Origin of the sequence: Pseudomonas sp. XK-1, from assembly GCF_038069885.1 — a bacterium.
Taxonomy (GTDB): Bacteria; Pseudomonadota; Gammaproteobacteria; order Pseudomonadales; family Pseudomonadaceae; genus Aquipseudomonas.
Genome location: NZ_JBBPES010000001.1, coordinates 115,386 through 137,471, shown reverse-complemented (window position 1 = coordinate 137,471; position 22,086 = coordinate 115,386). Strand labels below are relative to the sequence as shown.

The window sequence follows — 22,086 nt, the reverse complement described above, 5'->3', positions numbered from 1 at the left end:
TGCACCTTTCAAAGCAGGCGTTATGTCCTGTTAGTACAAGTTGCCCAACCGACAAGGGGAAGACTATGCACAACCCAAACAGCCTGTTTACCACCCTGTTCTTCGGCTCGATTCTGCTATTCGCCGGCCCGGCCGCGGCCGAGAAAATCCAGATCGGCATCGGTCATCAAAGCATGGTTACCAACACCGTTTCCGGCGGCATCGTGCTGGAGAAACTCAAGCTGATCGAGAAGTACCTGCCAACCACCGGCAAATACGCCGACGCCAGCTACACCATCGAATTTCGCGACTACGACTCCGGCCCGCCAATCACCAACCAGATGCTCGCCGGCAAGCTGGACTTCGGCGTGATGGGCGATTACCCACTGATCGTCAACGGTGCCAAGTTCCAGGAAACCGGCAAGCAGCAAAGCCGTTTTATCGCGGTAACCGGCTACAACCTCAAGGGCACCGGCAACGCCATCGTGGTGCCGGCCGCCTCTTCGGTGCAGTCGCTGGCCGATCTCGCCGGCAAGACCATTTCGGTGCCGGTGGGCAGCGCTGCCTGGGGCATGACCCTCAAGGCACTGCGCGACGCCGACCTGTTCGACAAGGTCAGCATCGCCAACCAGAGCCCGCCGGTGGGCGCAGCCAATATCGCCGCCGGCAAGATCGACGCCCACGCCGACTTCTGCCCCTGGTCGGAGATCATGGAATTTCGTGGTACCGCACGAAAGATCTATGACGGCAGCGAGGCCGGCGTACCGACCTTCCACGGCATCGTAGTGCGCGACGAATTCGCCAAACAGTATCCGGAGGTGGTCAAGGCGGTTCTTATGGCCACCCTGGAAGCACAGCGCTGGATTCAGGACGATCCGATGCGCGCCGCCACCCAGGTTGCCGAATGGACGGGCGCGGAGAAGGAAGTGCTCTACCTCTACTTCAGCAACGGTGGCATTTCCACCATGGAGGCCAGCATCAAGCCGCAGTGGGTCGAGGCGCTGAAGTACGACCACGCCCTGCTGCAGAAAGAAATGCAGATCCCCGACCTCGATTTCGACGCCTGGATCGACGCCAGCTATCTGAAAGAAGCCTATGCCACCAGCGGCCTGGACTACGACGCGATGGTCGCCAGCGTGGTGACTTCCGAGCCGCGCAACCCGGCGCTGAAACCGGCGGAAATCTGGTTCAAGGATAAGGGCATGGTCGCTTACGACAGCATCGCCGCCATGCTCGTCGCCGCCGAAGAAGCCAAGGCCGCAGGCCAGGCGATCAACAGCACCTACGTCTACGACAACCTGACCGGCCTCAAGCTGTTCGGCAAGGCCGCTTACCTGGTCAAGGACAAGGCCGGCGAGGTGGTCGCATTCATGAAGAAAGCCGACTCGCAGCAACACATCGCCGAGCACGGCGGCAGCGCACTGCCGCTCAGCGAAGCGCTGGCGATGCTGCCCTAATCCGCCTGAGCGCCCCACGCGTCGCAGAGCGCGGGGGCGCACCTGAGCCGAGGATTGACCATGAGTGTTAAACAGAACCTTGCGTTGCAGCCCGCTGAAGCCGTCAGCCCAGCGCTGCTGGCGGTGCCGCCGAGCCCGAGCACGGGCCCTAGCGCGCCGACGCCACGCCGGCGACGCCTGCCGGCCAATTTCGCCCACTACCTGGTACGCACGGGTGCCCTGGTGATGGCCGTGCTGCTCTGGCACCTGGCCGCCAGCAACGACTTCAACCTGTTGCTGAACTTCGAAAACATCCCCACCCCCGTGGTGGTCGGCGAAGCCCTACTGGTGCAACTGGCCAGCCAGGAGTTCTACCTGCATATCGGCTACAGCCTGGAACGCATCGCCATCGCCTATGGCATGGCGGTGGTCCTGGGCGTAATGCTCGGTGTGCTGATGGGCCGCTCGCGCTGGGCCGAGGACATCATCCTGCCGTATATCGAGTTACTGCGACCGATCCCAGCGGTGGCCTGGATTCCTCTAGCGATCCTGATGCTGCCCAGCGAGCAGTCGAGCATCATCTTTATCACCTTTCTCGGCGCGCTCTTTCCCGTCGTGCTGAACACCGTACACGGCGTCGAACAGACCCCCGACGTGCTGGTGCGTGCCGCCCGCAGCCTGGGTGCAAGCAAGCGCGCGATCCTCTGGCACGTGGTCATTCCAGGTGCCATGCCAAGCATCGTCGCGGGCCTGGCGATCGGCATGGGCGTGGCCTGGTTCTCCCTGCTGGCCGGAGAAATCATCAGCGGCCAGTACGGCATCGGCTACTTCACCTGGACCTCCTACACGCTGATCCAGTACCCGCAAATCATCATCGGCATGCTCACCATCGGTGGTCTCGGCACCCTCTGCACACTGCTCGTGCGCAAGGCCTGCACCCCGCTGCTGCGCTGGCAAGCCAAAGGAGGCCGGCCATGAACAGCGCCGTCAGCGACAACCGCCTGGCCGTGCTCGACCACAGCCGCCAGCGCGCCCAGGCCGAGACCAGCGGACGCGGGCATATCCGCGTGCAGGACGTGCACATCGAGTTCGACCACAACGGCGGCAAACGCGCCGCGGTGCAGAACGCCCAACTGGAGATCAAACCCGGCGAATTCGTCTGCCTGCTCGGCCCTTCCGGCTGCGGCAAGTCGACCCTGCTCAACGCCATTGCCGGCTTCGTCCAGCCGAGTCGCGGCAGTTTGAGCATCGACGGTTTGGCCGTTACCGAGCCCGGCCCGGATCGCGGCATGGTGTTCCAGCAGCACTCGCTGTTCCCCTGGAAAACCGTGCGCGACAACGTCGCCTTTGGCCCACTGATGGCCGGGGTCGGGCGCAACGAAGCCATGAGCGTGGCGCGCACCTTCCTCTCCCTGGTGGGGTTGGCGGCGTTCGAGGACGCCTACCCGAGCACCCTCTCCGGCGGCATGCAGCAGCGCGTCGGCATCGCCCGCGCCCTGGCCAACTACCCCAGTGTATTGCTGATGGACGAGCCGTTCGGGGCCCTGGATGCGCAGACGCGGATCATGATGCAGGAGAACCTGCTGCAGATCTGGCGCGAATTCCGCAACACCCTGGTGTTCGTCACCCACGATATCGACGAGGCGGTGTTCCTCTCTGACCGCATCGTGGTGATGAGCGCCAGTCCCGGCCGGATCATCGCCGACATCAAGGTTGCGCTGCCGCGTCCGCGCGAGCAGAGCATGCTGACCAGCCCCGAATTCATCGCCCTCAAACGCCAATGCATGGACCTGATCCGTCAGGAAACCCTGTGCGCCTTCCAGCAACAGAACCAGGTGGGCTGAGCCATGAGTGCACAGCCCTTACTCACGTCCGCGCTCGACATGACCTGTCATGACAGGCTGGAGACTCCCTCCGTGAACGGTATCCAACAACTAGCGCCGGGGCAGTCGCCGCTGCCGCTGTATGTGCAGATCCGCGACAGCCTGCGCCAGCAGATTCTCGAAGGCAGCTACGCGGTGCATGCCCGCCTGCCCTCGGAGAACCAGCTGATGCAGGCCTATGGCGTCAGCCGCATCACCATTCGCCAGGCCCTGCGTGACCTGCACAACGAGGGCCTGGTGTTCAGCGCCCAAGGCAAGGGCACCTACGTCAGCAAGCCCAAGGCGGTGCAGAACGTGCAGCGCCTGCAAGGCTTCGGCGAAGCCATGGCGGCCCAGGGTTACGAGGCTACCGCGCGGCTGCTCTCGATCCAGCAACGCAAGCCACCCAAGGCGGTAGTCGTCGCCCTGCATCTGGCCCCCGGCGAGGACGTGGTCGAGGTCAAGCGCGTGCGCTACCTCAACCGCGAGGCGGTGTGCGTGGAGAACAGCTACTTCCCCCTGGATATCGGTCGCCGGCTGTTCGGCCTGGATCTGTCCGGCGACATCTTCCCGATGCTGGAAAACCTCTTCGGCATTGCCCTAGGCCGCGCCGATATCGGCCTCGACGCCATGCTTGCCGACGACGAGGTGCAGCACCTGCTAGGCCTCAAGGCTGGCGAAGCGATCCTGCGCGTCGAGCGCCTGACCCACGATCGGGGCGGCCGCCCAATCGACTTCGAATACCTCTGCTACCGCGGCGACTCATTCAAATACCAGTTCCGAGTGGATCGGAAATAGGAGACGACAATGACTACCACCCACATCAATGGCATCCCGGTAATAGATACCGACGTGCTGGTAATCGGCGGCGGCACCGCCGGCCCAATGGCCGCCGTGACCGTCAAGGAGCTGGACCCAACACTCAAGGTAATCCTGCTGGAGAAGGCCAACGTCAAGCGCTCCGGTGCCATCTGCATGGGCATGGACGGCCTCAACAACGCCGTGGTCCCCGGCCACGCCACGCCCGAGCAGTACGTCAAGGAAATCACCATCGCCAACGACGGCATCGTCCATCAGCCGGCGCTACTGGCCTACGCCCAGCGCTCGTTTCCGATGATCGAGAAACTCGACTCCTGGGGCGTGCACTTCCAGAAGGACGAAACCGGCGACTACGACATGAAAAAGGTCCATCACCTCGGCACCTACGTGCTGCCGATGCCCGAGGGCCACAACGTCAAGAAGATCCTCTACCGCCGCCTGCGCCGCGTTCGGGTGGAGATCGAGAACCGCTTCCAGGCCACGCGCCTGCTGAAGGACGCCGACGGCAATATCGCCGGGATGATCGGGGTCAACACCCGCACCGCCGAGCCGATCATCATCCGCGCCAAGGCGGTGATCATGGCCACCGGCGCGGCCGGGCGCATCGGCCTGCCGAACTCCGGCTACCTGTTCGGCACCTACGAGAACCCGGCCAACTGCGGCGATGGCCACGCCATGGCCTACCACGTCGGTGCCGACCTGGTGAACCTGGAGTGTTTTCAGGTCAACCCGCTGCTCAAGGACTACAACGGCCCGGCCTGCGCCTACGTCACCGGCCCGCTCGGCGGCTTCACCGCCAACGCCTACGGCGAGCGCTTTATCGAGTGCGACTACTGGTCCGGACAGATGATGCTGGAGTTCTTCAAGGAGCTGGAATCCGGCACCGGCCCGGTGTTCCTCAAGCTCGACCACCTGGCCGAGGAAACCATCCAGGAAATCGAGACCGTACTGCACACCAACGAACGGCCGACCCGCGGGCGCTTCCACGAAGGCCGCCAGATTGACTACCGCCAGCGCATGGTGGAGATGCATATCTCCGAGATCGGCTTCTGTTCCGGCCACTCCGCTTCCGGTGTGTGGACCGACGAGACGGGCGCGACCACGGTGCCGGGCCTGTACGGTGCCGGCGACATGGCCTCGGTGGCGCACAACTACATGCTCGGTGCCTTCGTCTATGGGCAGATCTGCGGCGAGAGCGCTACGGCGTTCGCCCAGGCGCGCGGCGAAATCCAGCTCGACGAAGCCTTTATCGCCGAGGAGCTGGCGCGCATCCAGGCACCGCTGCTGGTCAAGGACGGCATCCCGCCGGAGCAGATGGAATACAAGGTACGCCGCCTGGTGAACGATTACCTGCAGCCGCCCAAGGTCACCAAGAAGCTGGAAATCGGCCTGGAACGCATCCTGGCCGTGCGTGCGGACCTACCCAAACTCTGCGCCGCCGACCCCCACGAACTGCTGCGCGCCCTGGAAGTGCAATCGATCATCGACTGCGCCGAGATGGCCGCCCGCGCCTCGCTGTATCGCACCGAGTCGCGCTGGGGGCTTTACCACTACCGGGTCGATTTCCCCGAGCAGAACGACGCCGAGTGGTTCTACCACAGCCGTCTGTTCAAGGACGAAAACGGCCAGATGGCCCACGGCAAACGCCCGGTCGCCGACTACGTGGTGGCCCTCGGCGAAGAAAAGGACGCCTACAGCAAGCTGCGCGTAAAGAAAGCCGCCAATGCCTGATCGAGCCTGTAGGAGCGGGCGTGGCCCCGAACCCGTTGCTGCGCTTTTGGCGGCCCAGGCCGCTCCCCCAAACGAAAGCAATTCGAGGAGCACCCCAAGCCCGTAGCCAACCACCGTTCCAGCGTTCCCGTCGTCGTCGACGAGGACAAATGCATCGCCGACAAGGGCTGTCGCGTGTGCATCGATGTCTGCCCGCTGGATGTCCTGTGGATCAACCCGGACACCGGCAAGGCCCATATGAAATACGACGAATGCTGGTACTGCATGCCCTGCGAGACCGACTGCCCGACCGATGCAGTAAAGGTAAACATCCCCTATTTGCTGCGCTGATCAAGGAACTACCCCATGAAGCACTACGACGATCCTCAACTGCAGAGCCTCGCCGCAAACCTCGCCTCGACCGACCCCGCGATCCGCCGGGTGGCGGTGCTCGAACTGGTCGATTGCGGCGAGCCTGAAGCGGCCGAGCTGCTGATCCTCGCCCTCAACGACCCCGATCCCTCAGTACGCCAGGAAGCCGCCAAGGTGGTCGACGAGTTCGACGCCGCAGATATCGCCGACGCGCTGATCGCCGCCCTCGGCGACAGCGACGAGGTGGTGCGCAACGCCGCCGCCCACGCCCTCGCCGACCTCAAGGACCCGGCTGCCGCCATGCCGCTGCTCGCAGCACTGGAACAGAGCCAGGACAGCTTTGTGGTCGCAGGCATCCTCCGCGCGCTCAAGCCGCTGCGCAATCCGGCGGCCCAGGCCCCGGCGCTACTCCGTTTAAACGATGCCGATGCCCAGGTGCGACGCGAGGCGGTGGCGGTGATCGGCTGGCTCAAGCAGCCGGAAAACCTGCCGGCGCTGATGCAGCGCGCCCAATACGATACCGATGCCGAGGTGCGCCGTGCCGCGGCCGGTGCCTTGGTCTACGCCGAAGCCGAGCAGGTCGGCCCGACCCTGATCGAGATTCTCCAGGACGAGCACTGGCAGGTGCGCGTCGAAGCGGCCGTGAGCCTCGGCAAACTGGATTGCCAGGCAGCGCTGCAGTCGCTGGTGGACGCCACCCACGACAGCTTCTGGCAAGTCCGCGAAAAAGCCGTCGACGCCCTCGGCAAGCTCGCCGCAGTGGGCGCGATCCCGGCCCTCGGCGTCTGCGCCCGCGACCCCATGAGCAACCTGCGCAAGGCGGCGATCGGTGCCCTCGGCAGCATCGGCCACAGCGCCGGCCGACCTTTTGTCGAAACCGCCATGGAAGACCCCGACCCAGACGTGCGCAAGCTGGCCCGCTGGGCCCTGTCGAAACTGGACGCCGCCGCTTAAGGCCGGATGGCAGACGTCGTGTGGGAGGAGCTTCAGCCACGAATCGCTGGCAACCAAGCGTCGCGGCCAAAGCCCCTCCCGCCCACGAAGCGAGGAAGACCCGATGACTTACGTAGTGACCGAAAACTGTATCCGCTGCAAATACACCGACTGCGTCGAGGTGTGCCCGACCGATTGCTTCCACGAAGGCCCGAACTTTCTGGTGATCAATCCCGAGGCCTGCATCGACTGCAGCCTGTGCGGCCCGGAATGTCCGGCCGACGCGATCTTCGCCGACAAGGAAGTACCGCCCGAGCAAAGCCATTTCATCGAGCTGAATGCCGACCTCGCCCAGCTCTGGCCGGTCATCACCCAGACCAATGCCCCCCTGGCGAATGCCGATGACTGGGTCGACCAGACCGACAAACTGCAATTTCTGGAGCGTTGACCGTGCCCGAGCGCCTTAAACCCTGGTTCGAACGCGCACTGCTGGCAGCGCTGATCGCCAGCGCCGCGGCCACCGGCAGCGCCCGCCCGCTGGATAGCGAGCAGCGCCAGGTCAAGCCGCCGGAAGTGCCAACGCTGCTGGTGCCCAATGGCGAACCGCCGCTGCCGGCAAAAACCCTGTAGCGCCTGACGATGCTGGAGATACCCATGCCCATGAGCACCCAGACCCTGACTGCCGCCCCCAGCGAAATCCGCCTGCGCAAAGCGCAGAAAACCCTCGAGGTGCTGTGGCCGGATGGCCAACTCAGCCGCCTGAGCTGCCTGGCCCTGCGCAAGAGCTGCGCCTGTTCGACCTGCGCCCAGGCCCGCCAGCGTGGTGCCCTGAGCCTGATCGACGCCGATGTCGGCGTCGACAAGCTGCAAGTCTCCGGCATCAGCGGACTGCAACTGTTCTTTAGCGACGGCCACTACCGCGGACTCTACCCCTGGGCCTATCTGCGCGAACTGGGCGAGCGGCTGCGATGAACCAACGCACCCTGCAACTGCTGGCCCCCTCGTTCGTCAGCCTGCGCCGCCTGTATCCCGGCATCGCCCTCGGCGTGGTGCTGGCGCTGGCCGGCAGTTTCCTCGCCGAACATTACGCCGCGCCGGCGCTGCTGCTGGTTTTGCTGCTGGGCTTCGGCTTCGCCAGCCAGGCCGGCGATGCGCGCCTGCAACCGGGGGTGGGCTTTTGCAGCCGCCAGGTGTTGCGCATCGGCGTGGCCCTGCTCGGCGCGCGCATCGGCATCGAGCAGGTGCTGGCGGTCGGCAGCCTGCCGCTGCTGGTGGTGCTCGGCAGCACGCCGCTGGTGATAGGCGCGGCCCTGGCCCTCGGCCGCTGGCTGCGCCTGCCGACCCTGCACAGCCTGGTCGCCGGGGTGGCGGTGGCGATCTGCGGGGTATCCGCGGCCATCGCCGTGGCCGCGGTGATTCCCGCGGGACGCCTGGAAGAACGCCGCCTGCTCGGCGTGGTGGTCGGCGTCACCGCCCTCGGCACCTTGTCGATGCTGGTGTATCCACCGCTGCTTGCCGCCCTCGGCTACAGCGCCCTGGACAGCGGCCTGCTGCTCGGTGCCAGCATTCACGACGTGGCCCAGGCCGCCGCGGCTGGTTATCTGGTGTCCGACAGCGCCGGCGATGTCGCCACCCTGACCAAGCTGCTGCGAGTCGCCCTGCTGGCACCGCTGGTGCTGCTGCTCGGCGTACTCCTGCGCAGCCGCGATAGCAGCGGCGGCGAGTTTCCCTACTTCCTGCTGGGCTTTCTCGCGCTATTCGGCCTCAACAGTCTGGGCTGGCTACCGGCCGGCCTGCGCGAGGTGTTGGTCGCCGCATCCCAGGCCTGTCTGTTGCTGAGCATGGCCGCGCTAGGCATGCGCACCAGCCTCGGCGAGTTGCTGGCCCAGGGCTGGAAACCCTTTCTCTTGCTGGTGCTGCTAAGCGCCGGGCTGCTGCTGACGGCGATGACGCTGCTGGCGCTGTTTGGCCCCGCATAAACCTTAACCGAGGAACACGCCATGAACGCTTGCGCCCCACACCTTGCACCAACCCCATTGTTGCAACAGGCCGAACTGGCCCTCGGCCAATGGATCGACCCCTACCTCGGCTGCGATCTGCTTTCGGCCGGGGCCGTGCGCAGCCTGGATACAACGGGCGGGCAACTGCGCCTGGCAATTCAACTGGGTTTTCCGGCCGAGGGTTACCGGCAAATCCTGGCGGAACAACTGCGCGGCCACTTGCTGGCGCAGACCGATGCCGAGGCGGTGGAAATCCAGGTGGCCTGGACCGTGGAGGCGGCACCTGCGACCGTCCAGGCACTGCCCGCGGTCAAGCAACTGATCGCGGTGGCCTCGGGCAAGGGCGGGGTGGGCAAGTCCACCACCGCGACCAATCTGGCCCTGGCACTGGCCGCCGACGGCGCACGGGTCGGCATGCTCGACGCCGATCTCTACGGTCCCAGCCAGCCGCGATTGCTCGGCCTATCTGGCCTGCCGGAGAGCCGCGACGGCAAGCTACAGCCCATGCTCGGCCATGGCCTGCAGTGCATGTCGATTGGTTTTCTGGTCGACGAGGAAGCCCCGGTGATCTGGCGCGGGCCGATGATCAGCCAGGCATTAACTCGCCTGCTTAACGAAACCGCCTGGGACAACCTGGATTATCTGATCGTCGACCTGCCGCCAGGAACCGGCGATATCCACCTGACCCTGGCCCAGCGCATGCCGGTGTCCGCCGCGCTGATCGTCACCACGCCCCAGGACATCGCCCTGCTTGATGCCCGCAAGGGCCTGCGGATGTTCGACAAGGTCAATGTGCCGGTGCTCGGCATCATCGAGAACATGAGCCTGCATATCTGCAGCCAGTGCGGCCACGAAGAACATATCTTCGGCAGCGGCGGCGCGCGACGCATGGCCGAGCAGTACGGCAGTCAAGTGCTCGGCGAACTGCCGCTGGATATACGCATCCGCCTCGGTGCCGACGACGGCCTGCCGATAGTGGTCAGCGCACCCGAGGGCAGCCTGGCCCAGGCCTACCGCGACATCGCCCGACGCAGCGCCGCACGCCTGTCGTTGCAACCTCAGCAGGCGGGTCAACCGCAGGTGGCGATAGTCGACGCTTGAAGTCGGTTGCCACGCTCCAGCAAGCCGACAAACAGCGCCAGCGTCTGCTCGGCAAACCCGGCACCGACGAATGACCCTATAGTCACTGGGAAATATCTTTTACATTGCCTGTCGCTTTGACAGCGCCCCCGGCTATCGACCACCCTATGCGGCCTGACCTTGGACGCACACAGCGTTCAAGGCGAGACGACACGCCGCGTGCGTCATTCTCAACACCCTTATCAAGGAGCTCCCATGAGCAAGAGCGTTATCAGCAGCGACAAGGCCCCGGCCGCCATCGGCACTTATTCCCAGGCGATCAAGGCCGGCAACACTGTCTACATGTCCGGGCAGATTCCGCTGGACCCCGCCACCATGGAGCTGGTGGAAGGCTTCGAAGCCCAGACCGTGCAGGTATTCGAGAACCTCAAGGCTGTTATGGAAGCCGCTGGCGGCTCGTTCAAGGACGTGGTCAAGCTGAACATCTTCCTCACCGACCTGTCGCATTTCGCCACCGTCAACGAAGTCATGGGCCGCTACTTCCAGCAACCCTACCCGGCCCGCGCCGCCATCGGCGTAGCAGCACTGCCGAAGGGTGCCCAGGTGGAAATGGACGCGATTCTGGTACTCGAGTAAGCCCCTCCGGCGGGGTTTCCCCACCCCGCCGCCTCTTTCCAAGGACGTCCCATGCGTTGCCTGCCCAGCCTGCTAATCGCCACCCTGCTACTCAGCGGCTGTGTCAGCCAGACGCAAGACCCTGACGGTATCTGGATCAACCAGGCGGCCATCGACGCCGCGGCGGCCGGCGGTGAGCTGCGGGAAGCCCTGCTCGCCTATGGCCCCAATCTGGAATGGCAAGTCGACAGCCAGCGCCAGCAAGCCAGCTTCAGCAATGGCTTCGAACGTGGCGAGGGGCGGCTGAGCCGCGAACCCGATGGTGGTTTCCGCGTGCACTTCCACGGCGATCATCAGGAGTGGCTGAGCCTGGACCGCAACGAGCTGGTGCAGGCCGCCAGCGACACCTGGCCGCAACAGCGCTTTGTCCGCGCCAACCCGACCGACAGCGGTTACGCCGCGCCCGGCAGCCGTTTCGAGCAGGCCCTGTATCGGGCCTACCTGGGCGGCACCTGGGTCATCAGACAGGGCCTGGGCGAAGGTGGCCTGGTGCTGTTCGCCGCCGACGGCAAGCTCGAAGGCCTGCCCGGGGCCGATCGCTACGCCCTGTGCCTGGCCGGCGATTGCGCCGCCATGAGCGGCGAGGCCGACAGTATCTGGCTGCAACTGGGCGACCAGGGACAGAGCTGGCTGTTCGAGCGCGAAGGCGACCAGCTGCGCATCTTCCAGGCGCTCAACCGCGCGGCCATCGACGAAATGCCCGACTACCACAAGGGCCCGCTGCACTGGCGGCTGCAACGGCGTTAGGCACATACCAACCACACTCCGAGTACCAGCAAAAAACCGCCGCACAGCCGGTCCAGCCAGACCACGCGCCGCTGCAACCAGCCGCGCCAACGCGCCTGCCCGAGCAGACGCACCAGGGCCAGGTCCCAGATCAGCACCACCAGCGTCATCCACAGCATGCTCAGTAGCATCCCCCAGGCGGGCATCGCCGCCTCGCGCAGCACGCCGAACAAGCCGGCGTAGAAAATCGGCAATTTGGGATTCAGGCAGCTGGCCAGCAGCCCCTCGCGCAGGCCGTCCACCCAGGTTCCCGCGCACGCCTGCGGCTCAACCGCGGTCAGCTCCAGCCGCCGCTGCGAGCACAGCGCCTGACCACCGAGCCAGATGAAATAGGCCCCACCCGCGACCTGCAGAGCAGGCCATAACCAGCCCCCCTGGGCCGATAGCAGACCAAGGGCCAGCAGCACCAGCAACATGCTCAGCAGATTGGCCAGGGCGATCCCGGCGGCGCAGCCATCCGCCTGCTGCCGGCCCTTGAGCAGCGCGGCGCGGATCAGCAGAAAGAAGTCCGGCCCCGGCGACAGCAGGGCGGCGAAATGGGTGCTGGCGACCAGCACAAACAAGGCGAACATAAACGACTCCCGAATTGAACGGGAGCCAGTTTCAACGGGCGAGCTGGACCGGTCTTGGAAGAAACTCAGGCGGCCGAGCGGCGAAACAACCCGGGGCTGACCCCGGTAAAGCGCTTGAACGTCGTGGAGAAATGCGCTTGATCGTAAAAGCCCAGGTCCAGCGCCACCGCCACTACCGCCTCGCCCGCAAGCAAGCGACGCTTGGCCTCGCGGACCCGGCGCTGCAGCAGGTAGGTATGCGGCGGTACGCCGTAGACCCGGCGAAACGCCTCGATCAGATGCCGCGGATGACGCTGTAGCTGCTGGCCCAACTGCTCCAGGCTGACGGCCTCGGCATAGTGCGCCTCCAGATAATCGCGCAGGGCCAGGATCACCCCGCCATCGCGTCGCGTGGTCTGGGCCGCCGGCAATCCACCATGACGGAGGAACACCCGCTCCAGCACCGCCAGCAACTCGCTTTCCAGAGTCAGTACATCCGCCTGCTCGAACGCCGCCGCCAGGCGCGCCAGGCCCAGGGCTACCGCGCCATCATCCTGCGGGTTCAATTCGGCAAAGCCACGCGGCAGGCGCTTGCGCCCCAGCAGATGCGGCAGCCGACCCTCTTCGACATAGAGCATGCGATACACCAGGCGCTCGGACTCGGCATAGCCGTTATGGGCCTCCTGCGGATTCATCAGCGACAGGGTGCCGGCCGGCAAGGCATGCCGCGCACCCCGGCACTGGTAGCCGCCAACGCCCTGCAGGATGGCTCCGATGGCAAAGGCATCGTGGCTGTGGCGCGCAAATGCCTGCCCGGAAAAATCGGCATGGAAGAGTTCCACCCCCGGTAACCAGGTGCGGGCCAGCAGCCGATTGGCATCCACCTCAGCGCTCCGCCAGGATCGCGCTGTAACCTTCGCGATAACTGGGGTACTGCGGCTCCCAACCCAGGGCCCGAGCGCGGGCGTTGCTGCAGCGCTTGCTGCCGGCACGGCGCACCGTCGCCTGCTCTGCCCAGTGGCTGACCCCGAGCTGCTCGCGCAGCCAGGCCACCACTTCATGCAGCGGTGCTGGTTGATCGTCGACGCCGATATAACAATCTTCCAGCGCCACGCCCTGGGCATCGGCCTGTAACAGAAACGCGAGCAAACCGGCGGCATCGTCGACATGGATGCGATTGCCGTAGAGCGGCGGCTCGGTGGCCACCCGGTAGCCCTGGCGCACCTGATTGAGCAACCACTGCCGCCCCGGCCCGTAGATCCCGGTCAGGCGCACCAGGCTGGCTGGCAAGCCGCTGCCCAGCGCCAGCTGTTCGGCCTCGCGCATGATGCGCCCGGAATAGCCCTCGGCCTCGGCCGGCGAAGCCTCGTCGACCCACTCGCCGCCCTGCTGGCCATAAACGCCGCTGCTGGAGACAAACAGCAGGCGTTTGGGCCGCTGCCCATGCTCGGCCAGCCAACCCAGCACCCGGCGCAGGCCGTCGACATAGGCGGCGCGGTAACCGGCTTCGTCATGTTGGCTGGCCGCCGCGCAGTACACCAGGTAATCCAGCTGGCCCGTCGGCCAGGCCGGCGGACAGGCGTCGGCCTGCAGATCCCCGGCCACCGCCAGGATCTGCGCGGGCAACTGCGCAACCGAGCGGCGCAGGCCATGCACGGTCCAACCCTCCGCAGCCAGGCGCAGCCCCAGACGGCTACCGACGTCGCCGCAGCCGGCAATCAAAAGACTCGCTGAACCCGCCATGGGCTTCTCCCTGTATTTGCAGGCGGGCAGTTTAGCCCGGTTGGTTGATTGCATTGCAAAGGCTATGCTTAGGCGCAATTTAATGGATAAACACTATGACCCTCACCGAACTGCGCTACATCGTCACCCTGGCCCAGGAACAACACTTCGGCCGCGCCGCCGAGCGTTGTCATGTCAGCCAGCCGACCCTGTCGGTGGGGGTGAAGAAGCTTGAGGACGAGCTCGGGGTACTGATTTTCGAGCGCAGCAAGAGCGCGGTACGCCTGACCCCGGTCGGCGAGGGCATCGTCACCCAGGCGCAGAAGGTGCTGGAGCAGGCCCAGAGCATCCGCGAGCTGGCCCAGGCCGGCAAGAACCAGATGGCCGCGCCACTGAAGATCGGGGCCATCTATACGGTCGGGCCTTACCTGTTTCCCCACCTGATCCCGCAGCTGCACCGGGTCGCCCCGGACATGCCACTGTACATCGAAGAAAATTTCACCCACGTGCTGCGCGACAAGCTGCGCAACGGCGAGCTGGACGCCATTATCATCGCCCTGCCGTTTCAGGAGGCCGATGTCCTGACCAAGCCGCTCTACGATGAATCCTTTTACGCCCTGCTACCCGCCGGCCATCCCTGGGCGGCGATGGACACCATCGACAGCAAGCTGCTCAACGACAAGAGCCTGCTGCTGCTCGGTGAAGGTCACTGCTTCCGTGATCAGGTACTGGAAGCCTGCCCCAGCCTGCGCAAGGGCGGCGAAGACAATGCCAAGCACACCACGGTGGAATCCAGCTCCCTGGAAACCATCCGCCATATGGTCGCCTCCGGCCTCGGCATCTCGATCCTGCCTTTCTCCGCGGTGGACAGCCACCACTACGCCCCCGGCGTGATCGAAGTGCGCCCACTCAGCCCGCCCGCGCCGTTCCGCACCGTGGCCATCGCCTGGCGCGCCAGCTTCCCACGGCCCAACGCCATCGAGGTGCTGACCGACTCGATCCGCCTGTGCTCGGTGGCCCGCCCGCCGGCTCAGAAGGCCTGAGACCGGGCATGAGCGAGCTGGCCACGGTATCGGTGACCGCGCTGAAAGGCGTGGGCGCGGCCCTGGCCGAAAAGCTCGCCAAGGTCGGCCTGGAAACCCTGCAGGACGTACTGTTCCACCTGCCGCTGCGCTACCAGGATCGCACCCGCATCGTGCCGATCGGCGCACTGCGCCCGGGTCAGGATGCCGTGGTCGAAGGTATCGTCGCCGGCGCGGATGTGGTGATGGGCAGGCGACGTAGCTTATTGGTGCGCCTGCAGGACGGCAGCGGCACCCTCTCCTTGCGCTTCTACCACTTCAGCCAGGCGCAGAAGGAAGGCCTCAAGCGCGGCACTCAGGTGCGCTGCTACGGCGAAGTGCGCCCCGGCTCTTCGGGGCTGGAGATCTACCACCCGGAATACCGCGCGCTGTCGGGCAGCGAGCCGATTGCCGTGGAACAGACCCTGACCCCCATCTACCCGACCACCGAAGGCCTGACTCAGCAACGCCTGCGCGCCTTGAGCGAACAGGCCCTGGCCCGCCTCGGCCCGCACAGCCTGCCGGACTGGCTGCCGCGCGAACTGGCCGACGATTACCAGCTCAGCCCGCTCGATCAGGCCATTCGTTACCTGCACCGGCCACCGCCGGACGCCGATCTTGAGGAACTGGCCGAAGGGCGGCACTGGGCCCAGCACCGCCTGGCCTTCGAGGAACTGCTGACCCACCAGCTGTCGCTGCAACGCCTGCGCGAAAGCGTCCGCGCACAGCAGGCACCCGCCCTGCCCCTGGCGAAAACCCTGCCGCAACAGTACCTGGCCAACCTGGGTTTTACCCCCACCGGCGCACAGCAGCGGGTCGGCGCGGAGATCGCCTACGACCTCAGCCAGGACGAGCCCATGCTGCGCCTGGTGCAGGGCGATGTCGGCGCGGGCAAGACGGTGGTCGCCGCCTTTGCCGCGCTGCAGGCCCTGGAGGCCGGCTATCAGGTGGCGCTGATGGCCCCCACCGAGATCCTCGCCGAGCAGCACTTCATCACCTTCAGCAAGTGGCTCGCGCCGCTGGGCATCGAAGTCGCCTGGCTGGCCGGCAAGCTCAAGGGCAAGGCCCGCGCCAGCGCCCTGGAACAGATCGCTGCCGGCGCGCCCATGGTGGTCGGCACCCACGCGCTGTTTCAGGAAGAAGTGCAGTTCCAGAAACTCGCATTGGTGATTATCGACGAGCAGCACCGCTTCGGCGTGCAACAGCGTCTGGCCCTGCGGCAGAAAGGTATCGGCGGGCGCATGTGCCCGCACCAGCTGATCATGACCGCAACGCCGATTCCCAGAACCCTGGCGATGAGCGCCTACGCCGACCTGGACACCTCAATCCTCGACGAACTGCCACCAGGCCGCACCCCGGTGAATACCCTGGTGATCGCCGACAGCCGCCGCCTGGAAGTGGTCGAGCGCGTGCGCCTGGCCTGCAACGAAGGGCGACAGGCCTACTGGGTATGCACGCTGATCGAGGAATCCGAAGAGCTGACCTGCCAGGCTGCCGAGACCACCTTCGAGGATTTATCGGCGGCGCTGGGCGGGCTGAATGTCGGGCTGATCCACGGGCGCATGAAGCCGGCGGAAAAGGCCGCGGTGATGGACCAGTTCAAGCAGGGCCAGCTGCAACTGCTGGTGGCCACCACGGTGATCGAAGTGGGCGTCGACGTGCCCAATGCCAGCCTGATGATTATCGAAAACCCCGAACGCCTCGGCCTGGCTCAGTTGCACCAGCTGCGCGGACGGGTCGGGCGCGGCAGCGCCGCCAGCCATTGTCTGCTGCTCTACCACCCGCCGCTGTCGCAATTGGGCCGCGAACGGCTGGCAATCATGCGCGAGACCTGCGATGGTTTCGTTATCGCCGAAAAGGACTTGGAACTGCGTGGCCCCGGCGAAATGCTCGGCACCCGTCAGACCGGCCTGTTGCAGTTCAAGGTGGCCGACCTGATGCGCGACGCCGACCTGCTACCCGCGGTGCGCGATGCCGCACAGGCCCTACTGGAGCGCTGGCCGCAGCATGTCAGCCCGCTGCTGGAGCGCTGGTTACGCCACGGACAACAATATGGGCAAGTGTGAACCAGTTCACGGAGCATCCGTCACCTGAGCGCCTAGCCCATCCCAACAGCTGCATATACTTGCCAAACTGCTGCCTCAGCCGGATATCGCCATGACTGAACTCGCCCTCTCCACTTCCACCGCACCGCAACCGCCAGCGGTGATTCTGCAACTTCTGGAGAAGTTGGGCCTGAGCTATCAGGTGCGCAGCGATCTGCCCAATCTGCCGGCCGCGCAGCGCCTGCAGGCGGTCCTGCTCGACGATGCCGTCGGGGCCCTGCTGGTGCTCTACCCGCAGAGCCAGCTGCTCGACCTCAAGCGCCTCACCGAACTGACCGGCCGCCAGCTCGTCGCAGTCAAGCCGGAACGCCTGGAGCGCATGCTCGGCAAACACAACCTGAAGGCGCTGCCCGGGCTGCCGCCGCTGACCAGTTCGCCCTGCCTGTACGACGAGCGCCTGCTGCAGGTGCCCAGCCTGTTTGTCGAATCCGGCACCCCCGGCGTGCTGCTGGAACTGCCCACCGAGGCCTTCAAGAGCCTGCTGAGCAAGGCTAGCGCCGCGCGCTTCGGCGAGCCGCTGGAAAATATCCGCCTGAACCTAGATCGCCCCGACGACGACCGCGCCGAAATCACCCAGGCGGTGCAGGCCTTTACCGCCCGACGCATCCAGCAGCGCCTGGAAGAAACCATCGAGATCCCGCCGCTGCCAGAAACCGCGCAGAAGATCATCAAGCTGCGGGTCGACCCTGACGCCACGGTGGACGACATCACCGGCGTGGTGGAAACCGATCCGGCGCTGGCTGCCCAGGTGGTCAGCTGGGCGGCCTCGCCCTACTACGCCGCCCCCGGCAAGATCCGCTCGGTGGAAGATGCCATCGTCCGCGTACTCGGCTTCGATCTGGTGATCAACCTGGCCCTGGGCCTCGCCCTGGGCAAGACCCTGAGCCTGCCCAAGGACAAGCCGCAGCACGCCACCCCCTACTGGCAGCAGGCGATCTACACCGCAGCGGTGATCGAAGGCCTGACCCGCGCCATCCCCCGCGCCCAGCGCCCGGAAGCCGGCCTGACCTACCTCGCCGGGTTGCTGCACAACTTCGGCTACCTGGTCCTGGCCCACGTCTTCCCGCCGCATTTCTCGCTGATCTGCCGCCACCTGGAGGTCAACCCGCATCTGCCACACAGCTATATCGAGCAGCACCTGCTGGGTATCAGCCGCGAGCAGATCGGGGCCTGGTTGATGCGCTACTGGGATATGCCGGAAGAACTGGCCAGCGCCCTGCGTTTCCAGCACGACACCGACTACAACGGCCCCCATGCGATGTACCCGAATCTGGTGTGCCTGGCGGTAAAACTGCTGCGCAACCACGGCATAGGGGCCGGCCCCCAGGGCGAAATCCCGCAGAACCTGCTCGACAACCTGGGCATCAGCCGCGACAAGGCCGAGGAAGCGGTCAACAAGGTGCTGGCCGCCGAAGTGGCCCTGCGCGAGCTGGCTTCGCAGTACTAGGCGATCAAGTAGGGTGGGTTAGGCGTACAACGCCGCTAGATCACTGCGCAAGATGCGTTGCGCCGTAACCCACCACGGATGCAACTTAGCCCAGTGTCTAGGCGAGTCACCTGCATCCGAGCCCCATAACCAAGCGCCCCCGCCGCTCCTAAAGGAGTTACGACGGGGGCGCTTTTTTGTGTGGGCGATCTCGACCGCGAACACTACCTGGGGTTATTTACGCAGCTGGGCGCGGCGCGCGGCAAACAGCTCGGGGAGGATTTCCAGGCTGCGATCCAGCAGCAACGCGACCGCCTCCTGCTCGTAGAGCGCTGCATAGTCGGCCAGCTGCGCACTGGGCATGCGCCGGTAGGCGAACAGCATAAACGACTCCACTGCGGTGGTGCTGGAGGCCCGCAGGGCCTGCTCCTGAGCCTGGGTCTGGCTGCTCAGGGCCTGTTCGTCGATGTTCTCGCCACGGGCCTTGAGGGCGAGCAGGGCCTGGGTCTTGCCGACCTCATAGCGCAACAGAGTGGCCAGTGCGGTGGTGTGGGCCGCGGCATCCAGGCGCTTGACCAGCTGCAGACGCTCCTCCCGGGGCGGGCGCTCGGCCAGTTGCTGACGATAGGCGGCCAGATCTTCTGCACCACCCTCACCCACCGCCCGCTCGGCGGCAGTAAAACCCTGGGCCAGCGGGCTCTCAAGCACACGCGTGGCTTCGATCAGACCCTTCTGATCAAAGCTGGCCACCATGCGCTTGGCCAGATCCAGGCACAGGGCATCGGCGGCGAACAGTTGGGCCAATTGCGCCTGCTGCTGTTGACCAAGGCCGCGCTGCACCAGCGGCGCACTCTGCTCGCAGAGCAGGCGGATGCCGGCCAGTTCGAACAATGGGGCAAAGGCTTCAGCTTTGGGCGGCGCGGCATGGGCCAGGCTGGCGGCCAGGCACAGAAAGGTAATCAGCAAACGCATGGGCGAACTCTCGAAGAACTCGGCCCAGCCTAACCAATGCCGGGCACGCCGGCCAGCCCTGACGCGCGCTACTGCGGCTTAGGCGGCTTTTTTCGCCGCGGTTTTCTTCTTCGGCATCAGGTACTTGGTCAGCCCCTGGAACCAGATCACCAGCGCCGGGTTGCCCTGGATCTGGATCTCCTTGTTCTGGATGCCCTGCATAAAGGCCAGCTGCTTGTTCTTCGCATTCATGGTGGCGAAACCGTAGGCAGCATCCTTGAAGCCCAGAGCAAAGGCGGGTTCGCTGGCCGGGCCGCGTTTGCTGCTGATGCGCCGGTCCTTGACGATAAAGTGGCGGGCAACCTTGCCGTCCAGGGTGTGCAGCTGAAAGACCATATCGCGGCCTTCGAGCTGTTGCTGAAACGCCGGATTGTCACGGCTCGCCTTGGCCATCAGACGGCCCAGCATCCACAGAAGAAAACGGAATTTCATGCGCAAGGCCTCGCGAGGGGAATGAAAAGGCCGCGCATTGTAGCGCTTCGCGCCGGGGACTACATCCGGCTGAAAGAAGGGAAAACAGTGGGTGGGCAACCCGGAGCCTGGCGACTCCGGGTTTTGCAACTTAGTTGACGGCGTCTTTCAGCGATTTGCCCGGCTTGAAGGCGACCGTGTTGCTGGCCTTGATCTTCACCGGCTCACCGGTTTGCGGGTTCTTCCCGGTGCGGGCACCGCGATGACGTTGGACGAAGGTCCCGAAGCCCACCAGGGTGACACTGTCCTTGCGGTTCAATGCACCAGTGATTTCTTCGAGTACGGCGTTGAGTACACGGCTGGCCTGATCTTTAGTCAGATCTGCCTTGTCCGCGATGGCGGCGGCGAGTTCCGGTTTACGCATAAATGCCTCTTTGACGGTTTTTGTTGTTGTGTCCGGGGCTGCTCTGCGCGAGCAGCGTCCAAGGCGCCGCAACAGCTCTGGGCTGCGGCAGACCCACCGAGAATGGCATGCCATTTGGAGCTGCGCCAGTGTTGTCAGACAGTTTCAGCGGACAACATAAAGACATAACCGACAGAGCAGCTGCCATTTACGCCAAAAGTGCTGGCAGAGCCTTATTCAAGGCCAATTTTTCCTGCACGGCCGTACCGGTCAGCGCGTACCCGAGCAGGGCTCCGCTGCTGTCGCGGCACAGCGCCTTGATGTCGCCGCCACTGCCTTCCACGCTCCACTCACCCTGCAGGCCGCGCGGTGGCGGCGATACCACCAGCGGGCAGACCGGGGTTTTCACCGTCACCGGCATGGGTCCATAGCTGACCGCAGTCGGCTTGCCAGCCAGGGTCTGGGCCAGGGCACGGGCACAGGTCATCAAGGGCATGACATAGAGCAGGTTGAGGCCATCGACCTCGGCGCAGTCGCCGAGGGCATAGATATTGGCGTGGGACGTCTGCAGCAGGCGATCGACCACCACCCCGCGATTGACCGCCAGGCCGGCGGCCGCCGCCAGTTCGGTGCGCGGGCGCAGGCCCACCGCCGAGAGCACCAGGTCGCAGGCCAGCACGCTGCCATCCGAGAGGTGCGCCTCCAGGGCCGCGCCCTTGTGGTTGAGGCTGGCCAGCACCGGCCCCAGGTGGAAGCGCGCACCGAGGCTTTCCAGCCCCGCCTGCACCGCCGCCGCCGCCGCCGGATGCAGCAGGCCGGGCATCACCTGCTCGCAGGGTGCCACCAGCTCGACCTGATAGCCGCCCAGGCTGAGGTCATTGGCGAACTCGCAGCCGATCAGACCGGCACCGAGCAACAGCAGGCGCTGCTTGCCCGCCGCCGCGGTACGGAAGCGTGCGTAGTCCTCCAGGTCATTGATCGGCAGGATCGCATCCTGGGCATCTCCGGCCACCGGCACACGGATCGGCTCAGCCCCCCAGGCCAGGATCAGGTCGCGGTAGGGCACCGCCTCCTCGCCTATCCACAGCTGCTTGTGGCCCGGGTCGATGCCGCTGATGCGGGTATGGGTACGCACTTCTGCCTTGAGCTGCTCGGCCATGGCACCGGGCTCGGCCATGCTCAGGCCATCGGCATCCTTGTTCTTGCCGAAACCGGTGGAGAGCATGGGCTTGGAATAGGAGCGCCCGTCGTCGGCGGTGATCAGCAGCAGGGGCGTCTCGCTGTCGAGCTTGCGCCATTCGCGCGCCAGGTTGTAACCGGCCAGGCCGGTTCCGACTATCACAACGGGTGCACTCATCATCGATTCCTCAAACTTGGCGACAGCACAGGTGGCCGTGACCAGAACGCATTTTTCAGGGGTAGCGGGTGTGGCGCTACGGTCGATTTCAACGCAGCATGGCCGAGCGCGGTCATTTGCCAACACCCTCTCAGGTGATCTCGATCATCTCGAAGTCGGCCTTGCCGGCCCCGCAGTCGAGGCACAGCCAGTCAGCGGGAATATCTTCCCAGGCCGTACCGGCGGCGATGCCCTCTTCGGGGCAGCCAAGGGCTTCGTCATAGATAAAGCCACACACCACACACTGCCATTTGCGCATACCCACCTCGCCCATCATTCGGCTTGTTCGGTTCTAGTATGCGCATTGCCCAAACAAAACGGCGACCCGCAGGTCGCCGTTTAAAGATT

At 65.2% G+C, this 22,086-nt stretch carries 24 protein-coding genes and 1 pseudogene; 17 read left to right on the top strand and 8 right to left on the bottom strand.

Going from position 1 to position 22,086, the window contains the following annotated elements; all coding sequences use genetic code 11:
- Positions 1–65: 65 nt before the first annotated feature.
- The 14 genes and pseudogenes from WMW70_RS00605 (at position 66) to WMW70_RS00540 (ending at position 11,613) form a co-directional block, all read left to right on the top strand.
- Positions 66–1,436 carry an ABC transporter substrate-binding protein gene (locus WMW70_RS00605; RefSeq protein ID WP_341435594.1) on the top strand — a complete coding sequence of 457 codons (1,371 nt, stop codon included), beginning with the start codon at positions 66–68 and terminating at the stop codon, positions 1,434–1,436.
- Positions 1,437–1,496: 60 nt separating this feature from the next.
- Positions 1,497–2,393 carry an ABC transporter permease gene (locus WMW70_RS00600; RefSeq protein WP_445942085.1) on the top strand — a complete coding sequence of 299 codons (897 nt, stop codon included), beginning with the start codon at positions 1,497–1,499 and terminating at the stop codon, positions 2,391–2,393.
- The gene (locus WMW70_RS00595) at positions 2,390–3,259 is read left to right on the top strand and encodes an ABC transporter ATP-binding protein (RefSeq protein ID WP_341435593.1); all 870 of its coding nucleotides are present in this window, start codon (positions 2,390–2,392) and stop codon (positions 3,257–3,259) included. Before WMW70_RS00600 ends, WMW70_RS00595 begins: the two co-directional genes overlap by 4 nt.
- 72 nt (positions 3,260–3,331) lie before the next feature.
- A complete protein-coding gene (locus WMW70_RS00590) occupies positions 3,332–4,075 on the top strand; it encodes a GntR family transcriptional regulator (protein ID WP_341435592.1) in 744 nt (247 codons plus the stop codon).
- Positions 4,076–4,084: 9 nt separating this feature from the next.
- Positions 4,085–5,827 carry a fumarate reductase/succinate dehydrogenase flavoprotein subunit gene (locus WMW70_RS00585; RefSeq protein WP_341435591.1) on the top strand — a complete coding sequence of 581 codons (1,743 nt, stop codon included), beginning with the start codon at positions 4,085–4,087 and terminating at the stop codon, positions 5,825–5,827.
- 114 nt (positions 5,828–5,941) lie between these two features.
- Positions 5,942–6,157, top strand: a pseudogene (locus tag WMW70_RS00580) (4Fe-4S dicluster domain-containing protein); the annotation flags it as partial.
- Positions 6,158–6,172: 15 nt separating this feature from the next.
- The gene (locus WMW70_RS00575; RefSeq protein WP_341435590.1) at positions 6,173–7,132 is read left to right on the top strand and encodes a HEAT repeat domain-containing protein; all 960 of its coding nucleotides are present in this window, start codon (positions 6,173–6,175) and stop codon (positions 7,130–7,132) included.
- A 103-nt stretch (positions 7,133–7,235) separates the two neighbouring features.
- Positions 7,236–7,559 carry a ferredoxin FdxA gene (gene fdxA / locus WMW70_RS00570; RefSeq protein ID WP_341435589.1) on the top strand — a complete coding sequence of 108 codons (324 nt, stop codon included), beginning with the start codon at positions 7,236–7,238 and terminating at the stop codon, positions 7,557–7,559.
- A gap of 2 nt (positions 7,560–7,561) precedes the next feature.
- Positions 7,562–7,741: a hypothetical protein gene (locus WMW70_RS00565; RefSeq protein WP_341435588.1), complete on the top strand. Its 180-nt coding sequence runs from the start codon at positions 7,562–7,564 to the stop codon at positions 7,739–7,741.
- Positions 7,742–7,765: 24 nt separating this feature from the next.
- Positions 7,766–8,083 carry a DUF971 domain-containing protein gene (locus WMW70_RS00560; RefSeq protein ID WP_341435587.1) on the top strand — a complete coding sequence of 106 codons (318 nt, stop codon included), beginning with the start codon at positions 7,766–7,768 and terminating at the stop codon, positions 8,081–8,083.
- Positions 8,080–9,090, top strand: a complete 1,011-nt coding sequence (locus WMW70_RS00555) for a YeiH family protein (RefSeq protein ID WP_341435586.1) — start codon at positions 8,080–8,082, stop codon at positions 9,088–9,090. Before WMW70_RS00560 ends, WMW70_RS00555 begins: the two co-directional genes overlap by 4 nt.
- A gap of 21 nt (positions 9,091–9,111) precedes the next feature.
- Entirely contained in the window at positions 9,112–10,212 is a 1,101-nt protein-coding gene (gene apbC / locus WMW70_RS00550; RefSeq protein WP_341435585.1) for an iron-sulfur cluster carrier protein ApbC, read from the top strand.
- A 234-nt stretch (positions 10,213–10,446) separates the two neighbouring features.
- Entirely contained in the window at positions 10,447–10,827 is a 381-nt protein-coding gene (locus WMW70_RS00545) for a RidA family protein (protein WP_341435584.1), read from the top strand.
- 51 nt (positions 10,828–10,878) lie between these two features.
- The gene (locus tag WMW70_RS00540) at positions 10,879–11,613 is read left to right on the top strand and encodes a hypothetical protein (protein WP_341435583.1); all 735 of its coding nucleotides are present in this window, start codon (positions 10,879–10,881) and stop codon (positions 11,611–11,613) included.
- On the opposite strand, the gene WMW70_RS00535 is transcribed toward WMW70_RS00540, so the two are convergent.
- The 3 genes from WMW70_RS00535 to WMW70_RS00525 form a co-directional block, all read right to left on the bottom strand.
- On the bottom strand, positions 11,610–12,224 hold the full coding sequence (locus tag WMW70_RS00535; protein WP_341435582.1) for a LysE family translocator: 615 nt from the start codon (positions 12,222–12,224) through the stop codon (positions 11,610–11,612). The two genes, WMW70_RS00540 and WMW70_RS00535, sit on opposite strands and share 4 nt — an antisense overlap.
- Before the next feature lie 65 nt (positions 12,225–12,289).
- Complete coding sequence (locus WMW70_RS00530; RefSeq protein ID WP_341435581.1) at positions 12,290–13,087, bottom strand: helix-turn-helix transcriptional regulator; 798 nt, start codon at positions 13,085–13,087, stop codon at positions 12,290–12,292.
- Between the two features lies 1 nt (position 13,088).
- Complete coding sequence (locus WMW70_RS00525) at positions 13,089–13,946, bottom strand: SDR family oxidoreductase (RefSeq protein WP_341435580.1); 858 nt, start codon at positions 13,944–13,946, stop codon at positions 13,089–13,091.
- Positions 13,947–14,041: 95 nt separating this feature from the next.
- Here WMW70_RS00525 and WMW70_RS00520 point away from each other — a divergent pair, with 95 nt between their 5' ends.
- The 3 genes from WMW70_RS00520 (at position 14,042) to WMW70_RS00510 (ending at position 18,538) form a co-directional block, all read left to right on the top strand.
- Positions 14,042–14,968 (top strand): hydrogen peroxide-inducible genes activator, encoded by a 927-nt coding sequence (locus WMW70_RS00520; RefSeq protein ID WP_341435579.1) that lies wholly within the window; start codon positions 14,042–14,044, stop codon positions 14,966–14,968.
- A gap of 8 nt (positions 14,969–14,976) precedes the next feature.
- Positions 14,977–17,052 carry an ATP-dependent DNA helicase RecG gene (recG, locus tag WMW70_RS00515; RefSeq protein ID WP_341435578.1) on the top strand — a complete coding sequence of 692 codons (2,076 nt, stop codon included), beginning with the start codon at positions 14,977–14,979 and terminating at the stop codon, positions 17,050–17,052.
- A gap of 91 nt (positions 17,053–17,143) precedes the next feature.
- Positions 17,144–18,538: an aminoacyl-tRNA deacylase and HDOD domain-containing protein gene (locus WMW70_RS00510; protein WP_341435577.1), complete on the top strand. Its 1,395-nt coding sequence runs from the start codon at positions 17,144–17,146 to the stop codon at positions 18,536–18,538.
- Between the two features lie 213 nt (positions 18,539–18,751).
- On the opposite strand, the gene WMW70_RS00505 is transcribed toward WMW70_RS00510, so the two are convergent.
- The 5 genes from WMW70_RS00505 to WMW70_RS00485 all read right to left on the bottom strand — a co-directional run bounded on the left by WMW70_RS00505 (position 18,752) and on the right by WMW70_RS00485 (position 21,997).
- Entirely contained in the window at positions 18,752–19,489 is a 738-nt protein-coding gene (locus tag WMW70_RS00505; RefSeq protein ID WP_341435576.1) for a hypothetical protein, read from the bottom strand.
- Positions 19,490–19,567: 78 nt separating this feature from the next.
- Complete coding sequence (locus tag WMW70_RS00500) at positions 19,568–19,960, bottom strand: helicase (RefSeq protein ID WP_341435575.1); 393 nt, start codon at positions 19,958–19,960, stop codon at positions 19,568–19,570.
- A 130-nt stretch (positions 19,961–20,090) separates the two neighbouring features.
- A complete protein-coding gene (locus WMW70_RS00495) occupies positions 20,091–20,363 on the bottom strand; it encodes an HU family DNA-binding protein (protein ID WP_339458332.1) in 273 nt (90 codons plus the stop codon).
- 187 nt (positions 20,364–20,550) lie between these two features.
- Entirely contained in the window at positions 20,551–21,699 is a 1,149-nt protein-coding gene (locus WMW70_RS00490; protein WP_341435574.1) for an NAD(P)/FAD-dependent oxidoreductase, read from the bottom strand.
- Positions 21,700–21,829: 130 nt separating this feature from the next.
- The gene (locus WMW70_RS00485; protein WP_341435573.1) at positions 21,830–21,997 is read right to left on the bottom strand and encodes a rubredoxin; all 168 of its coding nucleotides are present in this window, start codon (positions 21,995–21,997) and stop codon (positions 21,830–21,832) included.
- Positions 21,998–22,086: the final 89 nt, after the last annotated feature.

Bases quoted from the DNA above. Each gene is read 5' to 3' on its own strand.
- WMW70_RS00605 (WP_341435594.1), top strand. From the start codon at position 66: ATGCACAACCCAAACAGCCTGTTTACCACCCTGTTCTTCGGCTCGATT.
- WMW70_RS00600 (WP_445942085.1), top strand. From the start codon at position 1,497: ATGAGTGTTAAACAGAACCTTGCGTTGCAGCCCGCTGAAGCCGTCAGC.
- WMW70_RS00595 (WP_341435593.1), top strand. From the start codon at position 2,390: ATGAACAGCGCCGTCAGCGACAACCGCCTGGCCGTGCTCGACCACAGC.
- WMW70_RS00585 (WP_341435591.1), top strand. From the start codon at position 4,085: ATGACTACCACCCACATCAATGGCATCCCGGTAATAGATACCGACGTG.
- WMW70_RS00575 (WP_341435590.1), top strand. From the start codon at position 6,173: ATGAAGCACTACGACGATCCTCAACTGCAGAGCCTCGCCGCAAACCTC.
- fdxA (WP_341435589.1), top strand. From the start codon at position 7,236: ATGACTTACGTAGTGACCGAAAACTGTATCCGCTGCAAATACACCGAC.
- WMW70_RS00560 (WP_341435587.1), top strand. From the start codon at position 7,766: ATGCCCATGAGCACCCAGACCCTGACTGCCGCCCCCAGCGAAATCCGC.
- WMW70_RS00555 (WP_341435586.1), top strand. From the start codon at position 8,080: ATGAACCAACGCACCCTGCAACTGCTGGCCCCCTCGTTCGTCAGCCTG.
- apbC (WP_341435585.1), top strand. From the start codon at position 9,112: ATGAACGCTTGCGCCCCACACCTTGCACCAACCCCATTGTTGCAACAG.
- WMW70_RS00545 (WP_341435584.1), top strand. From the start codon at position 10,447: ATGAGCAAGAGCGTTATCAGCAGCGACAAGGCCCCGGCCGCCATCGGC.
- WMW70_RS00540 (WP_341435583.1), top strand. From the start codon at position 10,879: ATGCGTTGCCTGCCCAGCCTGCTAATCGCCACCCTGCTACTCAGCGGC.
- WMW70_RS00535 (WP_341435582.1), bottom strand. From the start codon at position 12,224: ATGTTCGCCTTGTTTGTGCTGGTCGCCAGCACCCATTTCGCCGCCCTG.
- WMW70_RS00525 (WP_341435580.1), bottom strand. From the start codon at position 13,946: ATGGCGGGTTCAGCGAGTCTTTTGATTGCCGGCTGCGGCGACGTCGGT.
- WMW70_RS00520 (WP_341435579.1), top strand. From the start codon at position 14,042: ATGACCCTCACCGAACTGCGCTACATCGTCACCCTGGCCCAGGAACAA.
- recG (WP_341435578.1), top strand. From the start codon at position 14,977: ATGAGCGAGCTGGCCACGGTATCGGTGACCGCGCTGAAAGGCGTGGGC.
- WMW70_RS00510 (WP_341435577.1), top strand. From the start codon at position 17,144: ATGACTGAACTCGCCCTCTCCACTTCCACCGCACCGCAACCGCCAGCG.
- WMW70_RS00505 (WP_341435576.1), bottom strand. From the start codon at position 19,489: ATGCGTTTGCTGATTACCTTTCTGTGCCTGGCCGCCAGCCTGGCCCAT.
- WMW70_RS00500 (WP_341435575.1), bottom strand. From the start codon at position 19,960: ATGAAATTCCGTTTTCTTCTGTGGATGCTGGGCCGTCTGATGGCCAAG.
- WMW70_RS00495 (WP_339458332.1), bottom strand. From the start codon at position 20,363: ATGCGTAAACCGGAACTCGCCGCCGCCATCGCGGACAAGGCAGATCTG.
- WMW70_RS00490 (WP_341435574.1), bottom strand. From the start codon at position 21,699: ATGAGTGCACCCGTTGTGATAGTCGGAACCGGCCTGGCCGGTTACAAC.
- WMW70_RS00485 (WP_341435573.1), bottom strand. From the start codon at position 21,997: ATGCGCAAATGGCAGTGTGTGGTGTGTGGCTTTATCTATGACGAAGCC.